This is a genomic window from Pseudonocardia parietis (assembly GCF_017876315.1).
GTDB classification, from domain to species: Bacteria; Actinomycetota; Actinomycetes; order Mycobacteriales; family Pseudonocardiaceae; genus Pseudonocardia; species Pseudonocardia parietis.
In genome coordinates this window covers 2,904,260-2,920,466 of sequence record NZ_JAGINU010000001.1, presented here as the reverse complement: position 1 = coordinate 2,920,466, position 16,207 = coordinate 2,904,260, and the positions used below count along the sequence as shown (strand labels likewise).

At 71.5% G+C, this 16,207-nt stretch carries 14 protein-coding genes; 5 read left to right on the top strand and 9 right to left on the bottom strand.

The genetic code is table 11. The annotated features are described in order from the left end of the window. Positions 1–58 precede the first annotated feature (58 nt). Positions 59–2,032: a M13 family metallopeptidase gene (locus tag JOF36_RS13820; RefSeq protein WP_210027200.1), complete on the top strand. Its 1,974-nt coding sequence runs from the start codon at positions 59–61 to the stop codon at positions 2,030–2,032. Between the two features lie 84 nt (positions 2,033–2,116). Here the strand turns inward: JOF36_RS13820 and JOF36_RS13815 are convergent, their stop codons facing one another. The 3 genes from JOF36_RS13815 to JOF36_RS13805 are packed head-to-tail and all read right to left on the bottom strand — an operon-like array spanning position 2,117 to position 4,947. Then, on the bottom strand, positions 2,117–2,494 hold the full coding sequence (locus JOF36_RS13815) for a type II toxin-antitoxin system VapC family toxin (RefSeq protein WP_210027198.1): 378 nt from the start codon (positions 2,492–2,494) through the stop codon (positions 2,117–2,119). Continuing rightward, on the bottom strand, positions 2,491–2,760 hold the full coding sequence (locus JOF36_RS13810) for a type II toxin-antitoxin system Phd/YefM family antitoxin (protein WP_210027196.1): 270 nt from the start codon (positions 2,758–2,760) through the stop codon (positions 2,491–2,493). Before JOF36_RS13810 ends, JOF36_RS13815 begins: the two co-directional genes overlap by 4 nt. 51 nt (positions 2,761–2,811) lie before the next feature. Then, on the bottom strand, positions 2,812–4,947 hold the full coding sequence (locus JOF36_RS13805; protein ID WP_210027195.1) for a molybdopterin-containing oxidoreductase family protein: 2,136 nt from the start codon (positions 4,945–4,947) through the stop codon (positions 2,812–2,814). A 234-nt stretch (positions 4,948–5,181) separates the two neighbouring features. Here JOF36_RS13805 and JOF36_RS13800 point away from each other — a divergent pair, with 234 nt between their 5' ends. Continuing rightward, positions 5,182–6,144 carry an AraC-like ligand-binding domain-containing protein gene (locus tag JOF36_RS13800; RefSeq protein WP_210027193.1) on the top strand — a complete coding sequence of 321 codons (963 nt, stop codon included), beginning with the start codon at positions 5,182–5,184 and terminating at the stop codon, positions 6,142–6,144. 45 nt (positions 6,145–6,189) lie between these two features. On the opposite strand, the gene JOF36_RS13795 is transcribed toward JOF36_RS13800, so the two are convergent. The 4 genes from JOF36_RS13795 to JOF36_RS13780 form a co-directional block, all read right to left on the bottom strand. After that, the gene (locus JOF36_RS13795) at positions 6,190–7,464 is read right to left on the bottom strand and encodes a DUF418 domain-containing protein (RefSeq protein WP_245350820.1); all 1,275 of its coding nucleotides are present in this window, start codon (positions 7,462–7,464) and stop codon (positions 6,190–6,192) included. Positions 7,465–7,562: 98 nt separating this feature from the next. Next, positions 7,563–10,634 carry a DEAD/DEAH box helicase gene (locus JOF36_RS13790; protein ID WP_307862370.1) on the bottom strand — a complete coding sequence of 1,024 codons (3,072 nt, stop codon included), beginning with the start codon at positions 10,632–10,634 and terminating at the stop codon, positions 7,563–7,565. Positions 10,635–10,841: 207 nt separating this feature from the next. Further along, entirely contained in the window at positions 10,842–11,891 is a 1,050-nt protein-coding gene (locus JOF36_RS13785) for a hypothetical protein (protein ID WP_210027189.1), read from the bottom strand. A 4-nt stretch (positions 11,892–11,895) separates the two neighbouring features. Then, a complete protein-coding gene (locus JOF36_RS13780) occupies positions 11,896–12,606 on the bottom strand; it encodes a DUF4253 domain-containing protein (protein ID WP_210027188.1) in 711 nt (236 codons plus the stop codon). 117 nt (positions 12,607–12,723) lie between these two features. Between JOF36_RS13780 and JOF36_RS13775 the strand changes: the two genes are divergently transcribed. Together JOF36_RS13775 and JOF36_RS13770 are read left to right on the top strand one after the other, a co-directional pair. Beyond that, complete coding sequence (locus tag JOF36_RS13775; RefSeq protein WP_210027187.1) at positions 12,724–13,074, top strand: PE domain-containing protein; 351 nt, start codon at positions 12,724–12,726, stop codon at positions 13,072–13,074. Then, on the top strand, positions 13,071–13,622 hold the full coding sequence (locus JOF36_RS13770) for a DUF3558 family protein (RefSeq protein WP_210027186.1): 552 nt from the start codon (positions 13,071–13,073) through the stop codon (positions 13,620–13,622). Before JOF36_RS13775 ends, JOF36_RS13770 begins: the two co-directional genes overlap by 4 nt. A 24-nt stretch (positions 13,623–13,646) precedes the next feature. Here the strand turns inward: JOF36_RS13770 and JOF36_RS13765 are convergent, their stop codons facing one another. Continuing rightward, on the bottom strand, positions 13,647–14,060 hold the full coding sequence (locus JOF36_RS13765; protein ID WP_210027185.1) for a hypothetical protein: 414 nt from the start codon (positions 14,058–14,060) through the stop codon (positions 13,647–13,649). On the opposite strand from JOF36_RS13765, the gene JOF36_RS13760 reads away from it, so the two are divergent. After that, positions 14,050–14,418, top strand: a complete 369-nt coding sequence (locus tag JOF36_RS13760; protein WP_210027184.1) for a hypothetical protein — start codon at positions 14,050–14,052, stop codon at positions 14,416–14,418. The two genes, JOF36_RS13765 and JOF36_RS13760, sit on opposite strands and share 11 nt — an antisense overlap. A gap of 450 nt (positions 14,419–14,868) precedes the next feature. Here JOF36_RS13760 and JOF36_RS13755 read toward each other — a convergent pair whose 3' ends face one another. Beyond that, a complete protein-coding gene (locus JOF36_RS13755) occupies positions 14,869–16,185 on the bottom strand; it encodes an HNH endonuclease signature motif containing protein (RefSeq protein WP_210027183.1) in 1,317 nt (438 codons plus the stop codon). Positions 16,186–16,207: the final 22 nt, after the last annotated feature.

Here is a 16,207-nt window from a genome sequence, read left to right as displayed (position 1 = left end):
GGCCGGGCTCCACCGTGTTCGGTCGAAACTGTCGGTCCCGGCAGGCAGGATGGGCGCCATGACGACCACCGAGCCGAAGCGGTCCGGCCTCGACCTCACCTGGGTCGACCCGGGCGTCCGCCCGCAGGACGATCTGTTCGCCCACGTCAACGGCCGGTGGCTGGCCACCCACGAGATCCCCGAGGACCGCTCGCAGGACGGCGCGTTCCGGGTGCTGCGCGACCGTGCCGAGGAGCAGGTGCACGCGATCGTCACCGAGTGCGCGTCGGGCCCGACCGAGCCCGGCACCGAGGCGCGCAAGATCGGCGACCTCTACTCCTCGTTCATGGACACCGAGCGGGCCGAGCAACTCGGGGTGGCCCCGCTGCGCCCGTTGCTGGACGAGATCTTCGCAGCGCCCGACCGTGCGGCTCTCGCCACCGTGCTCGGCCGGCGTCAGCGCGAGGGCAGGGCGGCCCTGTTCGGCGAGTTCATCGCCACCGACGCCAAGGACTCGTCGCGCTACCTGGTCAACCTGAACCAGGCGGGTCTGGGGCTGCCCGACGAGGCCTACTACCGCGAGGACGACTCCGCGCAGATCCGCGCCGAGTACGTCGAGCACCTGCAGCGTCTCGCCGGGCTCGTCGGCCTGGCCGAGCCGGCCCGCGCCGCCGAGCAGGTCATGGATCTGGAGACGGCGCTGGCCGCCGCGTCCTGGGACCGGGTCACCAACCGCGACGCCGAGAAGACCTACACCCTGATGACCCGCGCGCAGCTGCGCGACGCCGGGCCCGGGTTCGACTGGGCCGAGTGGGAGGCCGCGCTGGGCGTGGCGCCGCACGCCTACGACGAGGTGATCGTCCGGCAGCCGAGCTTCGTCGCCGAGGCCACCGCGCTCTGGGCGGACCGGCCGCTCGAGCAGTGGCAGGCGTGGCTGGCCCTGCACGTGGCGTCGGCCTGCGCCGAGTACCTGTCGTCGGACCTGGTCGAGGAGGACTTCGGCTTCTACGGCCGCACCCTGTCCGGCACCCCGGCACTGCGGGAGCGCTGGAAGCGGGCCGTCTCGCTGGTCGAGGGGTCGATGGGCGAGGCCGTGGCCAAGCTCTACGTGCAGCGGCACTTCCCGCCCCGGGCGAAGGACCGGATGGAGGAGCTGGTCGCCAACCTCGTCGAGGCGTACCGGCAGTCGATCTCCACACTGGACTGGATGAGCCCGGCGACCCGTGAGCGGGCGCTGGAGAAGCTTGGCCGGTTCACGCCGAAGATCGGCTACCCGGAGAGGTGGAAGGACTACTCCGACCTCACGGTCGATCCGGCCGACCTGCTGGGCAACGCCGGCCGCGCGGCCGAGTGGCGGCACGACTTCGAGTACGCCAAGCTCGGCGGCCCGGTCGACCGGCAGGAATGGCTGATGACCCCGCAGACGGTCAACGCCTACTACCACCCCCGGCTGAACGAGATCGTGTTCCCGGCCGCGATCCTGCAGCCGCCGTTCTTCGACGCCGACGCCGACGACGCCGCCAACTACGGCGGGATCGGCGCGGTGATCGGGCACGAGATCGGGCACGGTTTCGACGACCAGGGCTCCCGCTACGACGGCGACGGCAACCTCACCGACTGGTGGGAGGAGGCCGACCGCAAGGAGTTCGACTCCCGCGCGCAGATGCTGATCGACCAGTACGGCGCGCTGTCGCCGATGGGCCTGCCCGACCACAAGGTCAACGGCGCGCTCACCGTCGGCGAGAACATCGGCGACCTCGGCGGGCTGACGATCGCGCTGAAGGCCTACGCGATCGCCAACGGCGACACCGAACCCCCGGTCCTGGACGGGCTGACCGGCGAGCAGCGGGTGCTGTTCGGCTGGGCACAGGTGTGGCGGGCCGCCACCCGCGACGCGGAGGCCATCCGCCGGCTGGCGACCGACCCGCATTCGCCGCCGGACCTGCGCTGCAACGCGGTGGTGACCAACCTCGACACCTTCCACGAGGCCTTCGGGGTCACCGAGGCCGACCAGCTGTTCACCGAGCCGGGTAGCCGCGTCCGGATCTGGTGAGGTCCACCCGCCGGTCCTCGCACACCTCTCGCCGGCCGTAGGCCCTGCGAGGTCGGCGAGAGGTGTGCGAGGTCGGGGCGGGGGTCAGGCTTTCAGGACCGGGACGTCGTACTCGTACAGGCGGGAATCCGCGGTCACCAGGGTCAGGCCCTCGACGCGTGCCTGCGCGACCAGCATCCGGTCGAAGGGGTCGCGATGGTGCGGCGGAAGGTCTCCGACCGCATCGGCGTGCGAGCCGGTGATCGGGAGCTCGGTGAATCCCTCCTCCGTGAGATGGGTGCGCAGGTCCCCGTCGATCTCGAGCGTGCCGATCCCCTGCTTGATCGTGAGCTCCCACAGCGTCGCGACGGAGACGATCGCGTCGTTGCCGCCGTCGGCGATGGCATCGACGGCTACCTGTCCCAGCCGCTCGTCACCGTCGAGCCACCAGAGCAGCACGTGCGAGTCGAGCAGGAGCCTCACCGCCGCGCCCCGCGCCCGTCCGGGAGCAGCGAGCCGCCCTCCATGGGATCGGCGATCTCGTCGTCGCCCTCGTGGATGTCCGGCGTCGTGCGGATCCTCCCCCGCAGGGAACCGGGTACGCGCGTAGCCCGTTTCCGCTGCACCGGGACGAGCTGCGCGACGGGGCGCCCGTTGCGGGCGATGACGATCTCCTCGCCCGACTCGACGCGTTCGATCAATCGCGACAGGTTCGTCTTCGCGTCGTAGATGTTCACCTGGTCCGCCATCTGGCCAGGATAGCGGCCTGACCAGACCTGACCAAGACCCCGGCGAGCCGCCTACGCGCGCTCCACCTGCACCGTCGTGTCGGAGAAGATCGGGGCGTGGCCCAGGTCGGCGAACCCGGTCGGGTTGATCGCATTCACCGTCGACCCGCCCTTGGACTGCGACCGCCAGGCCCCCATCCGCGCCATGACGACACCCCGGGTCACCTCGTCGGTGACGACCGCCTTCACCAGGATCTCGCCGCAGTCGTTGAACACCCGGACCAGGTCGCCGTCGACGATCCGACGGTCGGCCGCGTCGGTCGGGTGCAGCCACCCCGACGGCTCGCCCTGCACGCGCTGCTGGGCGGGCAGGTTCGCGTAGCTGGAGTTGAGGTACGCGTGCGACTTCGGCGAGATCAGCGACAGCGGGTGCGCGCCGCCCGCCCCGGACGGCGGCACGTACCGCGGCAGCGGGTCCACCTCGCCACCGGGCTGGAACTCGTTCGAGCCCTGCCGGAACAGCGGCAGTACGAAGTCCCCGCCGGCCGCGGCGCCGGACCGGAACTCGTGGCGGCCCGACGGTGTCGGGAACCCGCCCTCGGCGTGCGGGGCGTACTCGTCGGGGCCGGGCAGGTTCAGCCGCGCCCACCCGGTCTCGGCGAGCGTCTCGGGGGTGATGCCCTGCAACGCCGGTGCGGACCAGTCGTACGCGGCGGCGATCAGCTCCTCGTCCGACATCAGGAGACGGTCGTCGTCGTAGCCCATCGCGGCGGCGAGGCGCCGGAACAGCTCGGTGTTGCTGACCGCCTCCCCGACCGGCGGGATCGACGGCCGGTTCAGGCCGATGTAGAAGTGCCCCCAGGAGAACATGACGTCGGTCTGCTCGAGCTGGGTCGCCGCGGGCAGCACGATGTCGGCGTACAGCGCGGTGTCGGTGAGGAACTGTTCGGACACGACGGTGAACAGGTCGTCGCGGGCCAGCCCGGCGAGGACCTTCTCCTGGTCCGGGCAGACGACGACCGGGTTCGAGTTGTAGACCATCAGCGCGTGGATCGGCGGGCCCTCGATCTCCCCGGCGAGCGCCGCACCCAGATGGAACTGGTTCACGACCCTGGTCCCCGCGGGCAGCAGATCCGGCCGGGACAGCGCGTCCCAGTCGACCGGGAACGCCCACAGCGGCAGCGCCAGCAGTCCGCCACCGGGCCGGCGCCAGGCCCCGACCAGGCCGGGCAGACAGGAGATCGCGCGCACCGTGGAGCCGCCGCCGGAGTGGCGCTCGATCGCGACGCCGATCCGGATCATCGACGGCTGCCCGGCCGCGTACTCACGGGCCAGGGTGCGGATGTCCTCGGCCGGGATCCCGGTCTCGGCCTCGGCCCACTCCGGGGTGCAGCCGGCGGCCCGTTCGGTGAGCTCGTCGATGCCGAGGGTGTGCTGCTCGACGTAGCCGGGGTCGGTGAGCCCCTCGGTGGTGATGACGTGGATGAGCGCCATGGCCAGCGCGCCGTCGGTGCCGGGGCGGATCGGGATGTGCCAGTCGGCGCGCGCGGCGGTGCGGTGCCTGACCGGGTCGATGACGACGACCTTCGCCCCGCGCCGCTGCGCCTCGGCGACGAACGGCCACAGGTGCAGGTTCGTCGAGATCATGTTGCAGGCCCAGATGACGATGTAGCGCGAGTGCACGAGGCTCTCCGGGTCGACCCCGGCGGTCGGCCCGACGCTCATCACGTACGCCGTCGACGCACCGGAGTCGCAGTAGGTGCGCTCGCTGACCGTGGCGCCCATCCGGTTGAAGAACGGGTCACCGACGTTGAGACCGTTCAGCGTGCCCTGGGTGCCGAGGTAGCTGACCGGCATGACGGCCTCGGCGCCGTGGTCGGCGATCACCCGCCGGAAGTTGTCCGCGACCGTGGCGAGTGCCTCGTCCCAGCTGATCGGTTCGAACCGGCCGGAGCCCTTCGGCCCGGTGCGGCGCAGCGGGGTCGTGACCCGATCCGGGCTGTAGACGCGGTCGACGTAGTTGTTGACCTTGACGCAGAGCCCGCCCCGGGTGAAGGGATGCTCGGCGTCGCCGCGGACCGCGGTCGCGCGGCCGTCCTCGACGGTGACGGTCATCGCGCAGCCGTCCGGGCAGTCGTGCGGGCAGATGGCCCGCCGGGTGCCGGATCCGTGCAGATCGATGATCGGGAGTTCGGGTGTGGTGGTCATGCGCGCCTCCTGGGATCGTGGTCAGCCTCGCGTCGCGAGGGGCGTCGCGGTTTCGCGCAGCGCGCCAGGTCGTTGGCGCCGAGTGCCCGGTTCGGCGTGGTGTGCGGCAGGCCGGGCGCCGGTGGTTGCGCCGGCGAGGTGGTCCCGGCTCGGACCTGTTGTCGGGTTGACCGGGACGCGACCGGGCGGTGGACTCGCAGATGACGCCCTGTTCCCGCCGCTGTGGAGGTACCCGTGGTCCTCACCCCCGGCTCGGAGCCGATCGCGTCGCACACCCGGCGCTGCGACGAGTGGCGGGAGGCGTTGCGCCACGACTTCGTCGCCCTCGACGTCGCACCGGACCGCAGGCGCGGCGGCGTGTTCGCCGGCTCGGTGCACAGCGCGACGCTGGCCCACCTGCAGATCTCGGAGGTGGTCTCGGTCCCGCAGGTCTGTCACCGGACCCCGCAGCTCGCCGCCCGGGACGACCGGGACTTCCTGCAGGTGGGGCTGTTGACCCGCGGAACGGCCGTGCTGGAGCAGGACGGCCGACGTGCCGTCCTGCACCCCGGGCACCTCGCGCTGTACGAGACCGACCGTCCCTTCACCTGGACGCTCACCGCGGACTGGGCGCTGCAGGTGTTCACGTGGCCGCGACAGTCGATCGACCTCGCGCCCGCCGAGTCCGCGGCGGCGACCGCGCACCGGCTCGACTCCCGCTCCGGGCTGGGCCGGATCGTCACCGGTGTGCTGCGGGAGCTGATCGAGGTCCCCACGCTCAGCCCCCTCGGCGCGGCCCGGCTCGCCGACGAGGCGGGCGGGCTGGTCGCGACCCTGGCCGGCGAGTACGCGGCGCAGACCGCCTGCGCCCCGGCAGGCACCGAGCGATCCCGGGCCGACCTGCGGGAACGCGTCGAACGCTACATCGCAGACCACCTCGCCGATCCCGATCTGGGGGCCCGGTCGATCGCCGCCGCGCACTTCGTCTCGGTCCGGCAGCTGCACCGGTTGTTCGCCGGATCCGGCGAGTCGGTGACCCGCCGGATCCGCCGCGAGCGCCTCGAACGGGCCCGCCGCGACCTCGCCGATCCACGGTTCGCGCACGTCCCGGTCGGCCAGATCGCGCGCTGCCACGGCTTCCCCGACGCGGCCGGGTTCAGCCGGGCGTTCCGTGCCGCCTACGGCGTGCCACCCAGCGCGCACCGGCGCGGGTGCTGACGCTCACGGCCGAGGCCGGGTCCGGGCAGCGCCGGCGCGTCGGCGTCAGCCGGCCCGCGACCGTCCCGGGGCCTCGGAGACCGGCGCCGGACGCCGGTCGCGGTAGATCAGCCGCCGGAGCAGGGTCTCCGCCGGTCCGGGCTTCCCGCGACGCTCCAGCCAGACCGCGAACGCCACCGTCACGAGCCACACCCCGATGGCGAACAGGGCCATGGTCGCGCTGTCGAGCTCCGCGCCGAGCCCGAACCCCCAGGCGGCGAGCAGCGGCGCGCACAGCACGGACTGGCCCAGGTAGCTGGTCAGCGACCGCTTCCCGACCGCGGATACCGCGGAGCCGACCGGGCCGAGCGGGCGCCCGGCGAGCCGGTCCCCGATCAGTCCGAACAAGGCGACGTAGCCGATGCCGCAGGCCAGTCCGGTGATCATCTGTGTGGTCGAGAAGACCCACATGACCTGGTCCAGCCCGCCGAGTACCCCGATGTGGGCCAGCGCGTGCGGCAGGCCGCCGGCCCAGCCGATCGCGATCCCGCCGACGGCGGTGACCCACAGCAGCCGCCGGTGGTTCGCGGGCTCCTCGAGGATCCGACGGCGGGCCGCCCAGAACCCGAGCAGGATCGCCACCGGCACGGCCAGCCCGAGCAGGCCCTGGCCGAGCACGAGGAACGGCCACAGCATCATCCGGCCGGCGGCCGCGGCCAGCACGTTGTCGGCGGAGGCGCTGTCCGTCACGAAGTCCGGCATACCGCCGCCGGCCTGCACCGCACCGTCGGAGGCGAGCACCGCCACCGCCCCGAGTACCGACATCGCGGCGAGCAGGAACAGCACCGTGGCCCCGAGGCCGGCCCAGATCAGCAGCGTCCGGTCGGCGCGCCGGACGAACAGCCAGACCAGCACCAGGCCGCACAGACCGTAGGCACCCAGCACGTCGCCGCCCCAGAGCAGCAGGGCGTGGACGAAGCCGAATACGAGCAGCCAGAGGTTGCGTCGCTGCAGCAACCGGAACGCCTCGTGCTCCGGCACCCCGGCCGCGGCCTGCCGCCGGTAGATCACCGCGAGGCCGTATCCGAACAGGAACGCGAACATCGGGTAGACCCGCATGTCCGCCCCGGTGATCAACACCGCCTGGACGATCTTGTCGGCGACCGACCCGTCCACCGGGTGGAAGCCGGCTACGGAGTGTGCGCGCCCGTACAGGTAGAACGGCGTGTTCGCGAGCGCGATGAGCAGCAGCATGAAGCCGCGTGCCAGATCGGGCCCCGGAGCGCGCCCGGTGAGTCCCAGCGGTCCCTGAAACCGTGGGCGCCCTTCGTCGACCATCATATGTCCCCCCTTGGTCGGAAATCCCCACCGCACAGCAGAGCGGGACGAACCGGACACGTCAACCGGCCGAAGGACGGTCGGCGGGGGCCGGAAGTTCATCAGGAGGCGACGACGCTCGCCGCCCGGAACGTCTCCCCTGGCATCGTGCGGCGCAACCGCCAGGTGATCGCGATCGGCTTGCTGCCCAAGTGACTCTCGTAGTCACAGGCACCCAGGCAGAGGAACGGCGCACCCTCGCCGATGTCGTCCCTCGGAGCGTCGCGCACGAACAGGACCACGTGCGACCCCTGCTCGCGATGGTTCAGGTAGCGACGTCCCGTACCGGTCTCCGGCGACGCCGAGTTCTGCGACTCCCAGTGGAAGAGATCCGGTGCCACCGCGAAGTCGCGGTACATCGTCGTCGGTGAGAAGTCCCGTTCGGTCTTGTGCAGGTTGACCAGCAGCGCGTCCACCCCGGTCTCCGGAGCCCAGGCCACACCGCTGGCGTGGCCGTGGGCCTTGCGCTCCAGGGACGCCCAGTCGAGGGCGGCCAGGATCTCCTCGCGCCGGTAGTACGCGTGGCTGCGCAGCGGCAGGTGCTGCAGTCCCTCGCCGAGCGAACGCGGCAGGTGCCGGGACAGGTCTTTCGTGACGCCGGTCAGCTCACGGATCTCCGCGCAGACGCCCGGGTGCTGCCGGAGGTGCTCGAACCCGGCCTGGTAGCTCGAGAAGCCGCCGCGGTCGGGCCAGAACAGGAAGAACAGCATCCGGGCCAGGCGCCGGTCACGGTCGGTCAGCTCGTCGTAGGCGGGACCGGCCGGGTCGGCGACGCGGGCGTAGACCTCGGCACGCTCCGGGTCGTCGACATGGGTCAGCAGCGCGAGCCGGCGCGACAACGCGGTCTCGTCCGGGCCGGGCGGCGGGACCACGATCCCCGCATCGCGGCGCAACGCCGTCCAGGATCCCTTGCTCCGGTAGACGTCGGACAGCTCGCTGCCGGACTCCCGCAGGTAGCGGGCCAGCGAGGCCTCCCCGTACGACCGGACGTCGGCGACGAGGTCCTTGCGGGCGAGCCGCAACCGGCTCCGGACGTTGTCCAGGACGATCGCTCGCGCGACCGGGTCGAGCACCATTGCCGACCCGGACGGCAGGAACGGGAAGTCCTCCTCGATCTGGTGCTCGAGACCCCGGCGGCTGCTGCCGGTCAGCGCCCGGTACCGGAGGTCGAAGCGGAACTCGCGGCGGTGCTGCCCGATGAAGTCGAGGACGGTGAGCACGGCCTTGCCCGGCGCGCGGCGCAGCCCGCGGCCGAGCTGCTGCAGGAACACCGTCGCGCTCTGCGTCGGGCGCAGCAGCAGGACGGTGTCGACCTGCGGCACGTCGAGGCCCTCGTTGAAGACGTCGACGGCGAACAGGCAGTTCACTTCGCGGTCGCGCAGCCGGCGCAGCGCGGCGTCGCGGTCGTCGCGGGCGGTCCGGCCGGTGACCGCCTCGCTGGGGATCCCGGCGGCGGTGAACACCCGCGCCATGTACTCGGCGTGCGCGACGGACACGCAGAATCCGAGCGCCCGCATGGCGGTGACGTCGGTGACCTTGGCCCGGGTCTCGCGGATGACCTTCGCGGCCCGGGCGTCGTTGCCGGTGTAGAGCCCGTCGAGGGTGCCGGCGTCGTAGCTGCCGCGCTTCCACTCCACGCCGCGGAGGTCGACGTCGTCGGCGACGCCGAAGTAGTGGAAGGGGACGAGCAGGTCGGCCGACAGCGCGTCCCACAGGCGTAGTTCGGCGGCACTGCGGCCGTCGAAGAAGCGGTCGCGGACGTCGACACCGTCGGATCGCTCCGGCGTCGCGGTGAGCCCGAGCAGCTCGGCCGGACGCAGGTGGTCGAGCAGCCGGCGGTAGGTGGCGGCCTCGGCGTGATGGAACTCGTCGATGACGACGACGTCGAAGTGCTCCGGCGGGATGTTCTCTACGCCGTAGGCCGCCAGCGACTGCACGGAGGCGAAGACGTGGTTCCAGCGCTGCGGCCGGTCCCCGCCGACGTAGGTCTCGCCGAAGGCACCGTCGGCGAGCACCGCGCGGTAGGTGCGGCGGGACTGGTCGAGGATCTCCTTGCGGTGCGCGACGAACAACAGCTTCGGGTGCCGGTCGCGCAGCCGCTGGTAGTCGAGCGCGGCGACGACGGTCTTGCCGGTCCCGGTCGCGGCGACGACGAGGTTGTGGTGCCGGTCGTGGACCTCCCGTTCGGTCTCGAGTGCCTCCAGGATCTGCTCCTGGTGCGGGTACGGGCGCACTTCCAGCCCGGTGAGCGGTGTGTCGTCGTTGCCCTGGCGCCCGAGGGCCTCGGCGAGCCGCTGCGAGTCGGCGGGGACGGCCGGGTCGTAGGTCACGAAGTCCGGTGCGGCCCAGTAGGAGTCGAACGTGGAGGTGAACTTGCGGATCAGGTCCGGGGTGGCGACCGAGGACAGCCGGACGTTCCACTCCAACCCGTCGACCAGGGCCGAGCGGGAGAGGTTGGAGCTGCCGACGAACGCGGTGTCGAAGCCGGAGTCGCGGCGGAACAGCCAGGCCTTGGCGTGCAGCCGGGTCGTCGCGCTCGCGTAGCTGATCTTCATGTGGGCGCCGTGGCGGCGGACGAGCTCGTCGACCGCGCGCTGCTCGGTCGCGCCCATGTACGTCGTGGTGATCACCCGGAACGGGACCCCGCGCTCGTGCAGGACGTCGAGCTCGCGCTCCAGCAGCCGGATGCCGTGCCAGCGGATGAACGCGCACAGCAGGTCGACGCGGTCGGCACTGGACAGCTCGGACTGCAGTGCGCTGTGCAGCTTCGGTTCACCGGCGGCGTTGGTGAACAGCGCCGCGTCCGACAGCGGGGTGATCGGGTGGCGCACCTCGTGCACACCCGGGGCGATCTCCCGGGTGAGCGCGATGAGCTGCTGCAGCTCGTCGTTCAGGCGCTCGTCCTGCTCGACCAGCCCGAGCAGCCGGTTCACCAGCTCGACCCGGTGCTCGGGTGCCCGTTCGGCGAGTGCCTGCTCGACGACGGCCGCCACGTGCCGGGACAGCACCCGCGGCTGGGTCGCGGCCTCGACGCGGTCCCAGCGCGGTGTCAGCTCGGCGGCCTCCGCCAGGGCGGCCTCGAGGCGGGCGGTGCGCAGGCGTTCGTGCGCACCGGCGTGCAGCGGTTCGGACACGGGTCCCCGTCCGTCGACGTTCGAGATCGGGTGCAGCATGCCGTGGCCGCACGACAGTTCCGGTCATTCGCCGGATCACCGCCGGCGGGCCGGCGTGTCACGGGGTCCGGCAGCCTGCGGTCCGACAGCCGTCGAGGGGTACGTCAGAGCTGCCGGCGCAAGATCGAACAGCTCTCGTGCGCCCCTCACCTGCCTGCTGCGATGAGGTCACGACCCGGTACGCACCACCTCCCTGATCTCCGAGAAGTACCGCGCCCGGAGCGTCGCCGCCCGTTCCGGGCCGCTCAGCCGCGGGTCGGCGCCGGGCCGCTCCTGCGTGGTGACGGCGTCGATGTAGACCCGGAAGCACCCGTGCAGGCCCCGGATCAGGCCCTGTACCAGGCAGCTCCCGGGCTCCGACGGCTCGAGCAGGGTGGCCACGGCGCGGTGCTGGTGTTGCGGTGCACCGTCGGGGCCGGGGCCCGGGTCGAACGGTTCGTGCTTCTCCGGGCAGAGAACGAAGTACCCCCGGTTCGCCAGCACGGCCTCCTGCAGCACGTCACGGACCACCTCGACGTCGGACATACCGTGGGCCGGGTCGAGCACCTGACGGACGATCCGCAGGTCCTCGTGCCCGATCGCCTCGGCGAGCGCGACGACGTCGGCCACCGAGTGCCCCACAACCGTCGCGACGTGTCCTGCCGAGGCCCGTAGCCAGCACAGCGCGGCGACGGCAGCCGAGTGCGGTTCGATCGAGGTCAGCAGCTCCTGCGGTCCGAGTGGGTCGTCGTGCAGGGCGGCGTGCGCGGCGACGAGGTGCGTCTCGTCGGGGTCCGGCCGCACGTGGACGACGGCCTGGCGGGCGCGCCCGGTGAGGTCACCGTCGTCGGCGGCCATGACGGCGTCGAGCTCGGCACGGACCTCGGCGACGATCGCGTCCCGGAACGCCTTCCCCGGAGCCCGGTCGACGATCCTGCCCAGCAGGTGCGCTGTCTCCGCACGGTCGTCCTCCACCATCACGATCAGGTCACCGCAGGGCTGGTTCGGGTAGCGGACGGCTTCGACGAGCCGGAACGGTGCGATCTCGTCGACCTCCTGCTCCGAGTACCCGCGCCAGAGCAGTGTGGACAGTTGGGTGAGCGTCCCGGCGGTGCGCCGGGCGAGCTCGGCGGCAAGGCCCTTCGGGACGCGGGCCACCCTGTGCGCGACCGCGCCGTCCCCGGTCGGCCAAGTCGCGACAATCGTCGAGGCGATCGGGTCGTGGGCGTAGGTCGTCATCGGCTCAGTCCCACCAGAAGTGCCACGAGTCCGCGCCGCGGATCATGCCGGCGTAGCGCCGCAGCGAGTAGAAGTCCCCGTTCTGCGGGTCCTGCTGGTCGGGACAGAACGCGAAGTGCTCGGCGGCGGCCTGCTCGCACTCGGCGTCGTACATCGGCGGGGCCGCGACCGACAGCGTCATCGTCGACCGGGAGAGCGCGACGACCAGCGCACCCCAGCGCACCTCCCAGTACCGCAGCACCGCCGCCACCGACACCAGATCCTGGTGCAGGTAGTTGCAGATCCCGGACCAGCCGAGCACCGCCGGGACGTCGGCGGGACGGAACGCGTCGACCACCGCGAGGCTGCCGCTGTAGCTCTCGGCGAGCCGGACGGCGGACGTGAACGTCATCGAGCGCCGGGACAGGTCGACCGGACGGTGCAACGGCACCCGCGGGATCTCGATCGGCAGCGAGTCACCGCACGGGCAGTCCGAGCCGCACGGGCCGGGCCACCAGCGGTCCAGCAGGTCGTCGACCTCGATCGCGTCGACGGCCTCGGCCAGCTCGAACGGGTCGGTGGGGCGATCGAGCGTGTGGTCGAGCTCGTCGGGGTGGACCCAGACGGGGCAGCGCCCGGTCACGCGGGCGCGGCGGAGCAGGCGTGCGTAGAGGACGTGACCGGGGTCGTCGGGGAAGGTCGGTGCACCGGCGGGGCCGGTGTCGGTGAGGGTCATGCGGCTTGGACGACGCCGGGGCCGCCGCGGTTCCGGCCTCTTCGCACTCGGGCACCGGGAACCGCGGATGTCGGTGAATCGGGCCGGCCGGAGTGGGTGCTGTCCTACGCTCGGACGGTGACGTCGAGCCCCGAGCAGCAGCGGTCGATCGAGGGTCTGGTCGCGCAGGTGAATGTGGACAACGTCCTGCAGGTCGCCGGGCTGCTGCGGAATCAAGCCGATGTCATCGAACGGAATCTCACCGAGCGGTCGTGGCAACTACGTGTCATTCCCTGTGGACTCGATCCGGTGTCGCAAGATGCCAGGGCACTCTTCCAGTCGAAGATCGATCAGGTCCTCGAGGTCCATTGGGCTCACTGTGCGGAGCTTCGGGCCGCCGTCGAGGCACTGCGGCAGAATGCTGTCCGATACGACTTCACCGAGACAGAACTCGCGAGAGCCTTCGGAGAAGGTCCGGCAACGTCGTGAGGAGTCTCGTCCGGGCTGCCCTCGTCGCGACCGGCCTAGCTGTCGTCGTCGCCTGCGGTGCCGGGCCGGCAACCGAGGCCGAACTCTTCCCTGAGCGTCCCTACGTTCTCGACGTCGCACGTGTCGAGCCGTGTGCCGTGCTCACAGAACCACAACGGAGAGAGCTCGGCCTACGCGAAGGATCAAGCGGGACCGCGCAGGGCGGCACTTCGCGCGGATGCGCTTGGCCCGGCCACCATGGACTCGGCTACACCTTCCAGACCTTGGCTGTCGACGCTTCAGCAGCCGTCGGCGCTGAAGCGACGTCGACAATTGTCGACGTCAACGGCTTCGGCGCCGTTCAGAGCGCTCCGCCGGCCGAAGGGACCGGTCTCCCGTTCTGTCAGGTCGTGATCGATGTGACCGACGGGGCATCGCTGCGGGCGCAGCTCCAGGTCACCCCTCTGGCCGCCGACGCCCAGCAGCGAACCGTCGACGGCACCTGCGAGCAGGTACGCGACGTCGCCGCGCTGATGCTCGGAAACCTCCGCACTCAGCAGACACCTTGATCGTGCTGTCCGCGCAGCTCATCCTCAGCCCCGCAGCGCCTGCCTCGTCGTTGCGACGACGTCGCGAACCTCGGCGTCGAATCGCCGGCGGATCTCCTCGGCCCAGTGCGGCCCGGTGAGCCGCGGATCCAGATCCGGCACCTCTGCTTCGGCGGTGTCCTCCAGGTAGACCTCGAAGCACGCCTGGATTCCCGCGGTGATGCCTTCGAGCAGTGCCCGGCCCGGCTCGCCCGGGTCGAGCAGTGTGGTCACGGCCCGGCACTCGTCGACGGGCTCGCCGTCTCCCGGGTCACGCTCGTCGCGTACGGGCACCTCCTCGAACTCGGCCTCGGGTGGCACGAGGAAGCAGCCGGTCGCGGCCAGTATCGCCTCGCGGAGCAGATTGTGAACGAGGGCCGTGGGCTCGGTGGTCGAGTGCTCGAACAGCGTGATCACCACTCGTAGCTCCCTTCCCGTCACGGCCTGGGCCTGCCCCAGCAGGGTTCATCGCCGACTCGTATCCACCCCGGCGAGCTGCGACGACGACCGCGACGCCGAGCCATTCGAGCGCAGCCAGGCAGGCCGGCACCGGCCCGACCTCGGTGAACAGCCGCTCCGAACCCATCGGGATCTCGTGCAGCAATTCCTGAGCGGCGGCGTACTGACCGTCGTCGAAGCCGGGACGGACGCGGGTGACGGCTTGCTGGGCACGTCCGGTCAGGTCGCCGTCGATCGCGGACCGGACGGCCGCGCACTCGGTCTCGATCTCGCGCACGATCGCCTCACGGCAGCCGCGGTCATCGATCTCGGCCAGTAGCCGGCCGACGGCATGCGTGATCTCGTCGAGATCGTCCTCAGCGACGCGGACCAGGCTGCCGATCGGGAGGTGTGGCCGGCGCAGGATGTCGGCGAGTCGCATCGGATCCAGCGCCACCTCGCCGGGAACGCAGTAGGAGAGCCAGATCCGTTCCGACAGTCGATCGAGGGCTTGGGCGAGGTGGCGGGCCAGTGACTCGTCGCAGGAACCGGGGATTCGCGTCACGCGGTCCGCGACGGAGCCGGCACCGGTGGGCCAGGTCGCCACGATCGAGGATGCTGACGGGTGGTGGGCGTAGGTGGTCACGGGAAGAGCGTGGTCGGCGCGTCGGACGCCCGGGGCAGTTCGGCTCCTCGGGCGCGGAAATCGTTCGCGGCTGCGAACGCCCGCGGTTCGCGAGCACGCCGGAGCGTCGAGCAGGCCTCGGTACGGCAGCGACAGACCGGCTCCTCACTCCCGTTGACTCTCGTGTCGGTCTTCGGGTCTCGCTGGTGCCGTTTCCTCGGGTGCGAGGTAGGAGTGGCCGGTGGGCGTCGTGGTGCGCACCCCCTCGGCCGTGCGCTTCACCGACCACCCGGGTTGCTCGCGGACATGGTTGTGGAACTCGCAGGTCGCTCGACCGTTGTCGAGTTCGGTCGGTCCGTCGTCGGTCGCGCGGTCGATGTGGTCGAGGTGCCGGGCCGGTGCGTCGCAGTAGGGCTCGGTGCACCGATGTCGGGCCCGGGCCTTGAGGAGTTCGGCCAGCAGACCGGTGAAGAACCGTTGCCGGGATTCGCCGCCGATCACGATCCCGTTCCGGGTGAACAACCGCCGCAACGCCTTCTGGCCGGTGGCGGTGGTCAGCAGGTCGACCGGGACGGGGCCGTGGCCGGGGATCTCGGCGGGTAGTGGGCTGTCCGGGTCGATCAGGGCCTCGACCGGGACCATGACCTGGACTTCGAGGTCGATGTCGGTGGCGGTGGTCCTCCCGGTGACGCGTTCGACGAGGGTGTCGGCCATGACCTGCCCGCGGGTGCGGGTCAGTGGCGCCGGATCCACCGACACGTCGACGAATGCCTTGCGCAGCGCGGCCAGGCACGCGACGCCTTCCTCGACCGGCAGGTAGGCGGTTAGGTAGGTCATCGCGTCCGGGGCCGGGCGCAGGGTGACCCGCCGCTGGGCGCGGGCGGCGTCGACGCGGGCCGTGAACTTCTGCGGGGCGATCTCGGCGACCAGCCTGCGGGCCAGGTCGCGCAGTCGCCCGGTCCCGAGCCGAGGCAGGTCGTGGGCGGCGAGCCGGGCATCGACCGTGGCCCGCTCGTCGTGGTCGAGGGCCGAGGTCGCGGTGACGATCGCGGAGACCTTGTCCCGGCTCAGCTCACCGGCGACGAACAGGCCCCGGACGTGATCGAGCCCTTCGCGCAGATCACGCGCGACCCGCAGCCGGGAGCGACCTTCGGCCGGTGAAACCCGGCAGGCGAGCCCGATCTGAGCGACCGCGGCCCGTTCGAGTTTCTCGGGTTCGACCACGCCGGCAGAGATCCGCGCACCCACGTGAGCGCGGGCGAATGCGCGGATGCGATTCGCCTGTAATGCGGCGAGGGAGTTCTGCAGGGATTCGATCTGCTGGATCTGGTCGATCAGCTCGGCGTCGGTGCACGCTTCCGCGTCGGCGATGGCCGCCTGCTCGATCACGACCTGCATCAGTGTGAGGTCGACCTGCGGGAACCCGGGCTCTCCGGCACCCGGGAAGGTGTCGGAGATCGGGGGTTCGTGGACTGCGGTCACGTATCTCATTCTAGCCGAACAG

What these genes read in the sequence shown, in the direction of transcription:
- JOF36_RS13810 (WP_210027196.1), bottom strand. Translation starts at nt 2,760, where the DNA reads ATGGCGGACCAGGTGAACATCTACGACGCGAAGACGAACCTGTCGCGA.
- JOF36_RS13795 (WP_245350820.1), bottom strand. Translation starts at nt 7,464, where the DNA reads ATGATGGTCGACGAAGGGCGCCCACGGTTTCAGGGACCGCTGGGACTC.
- JOF36_RS13785 (WP_210027189.1), bottom strand. Translation starts at nt 11,891, where the DNA reads ATGACGACCTACGCCCACGACCCGATCGCCTCGACGATTGTCGCGACT.
- JOF36_RS13780 (WP_210027188.1), bottom strand. Translation starts at nt 12,606, where the DNA reads ATGACCCTCACCGACACCGGCCCCGCCGGTGCACCGACCTTCCCCGAC.
- JOF36_RS13820 (WP_210027200.1), top strand. Translation starts at nt 59, where the DNA reads ATGACGACCACCGAGCCGAAGCGGTCCGGCCTCGACCTCACCTGGGTC.
- JOF36_RS13805 (WP_210027195.1), bottom strand. Translation starts at nt 4,947, where the DNA reads ATGACCACCACACCCGAACTCCCGATCATCGATCTGCACGGATCCGGC.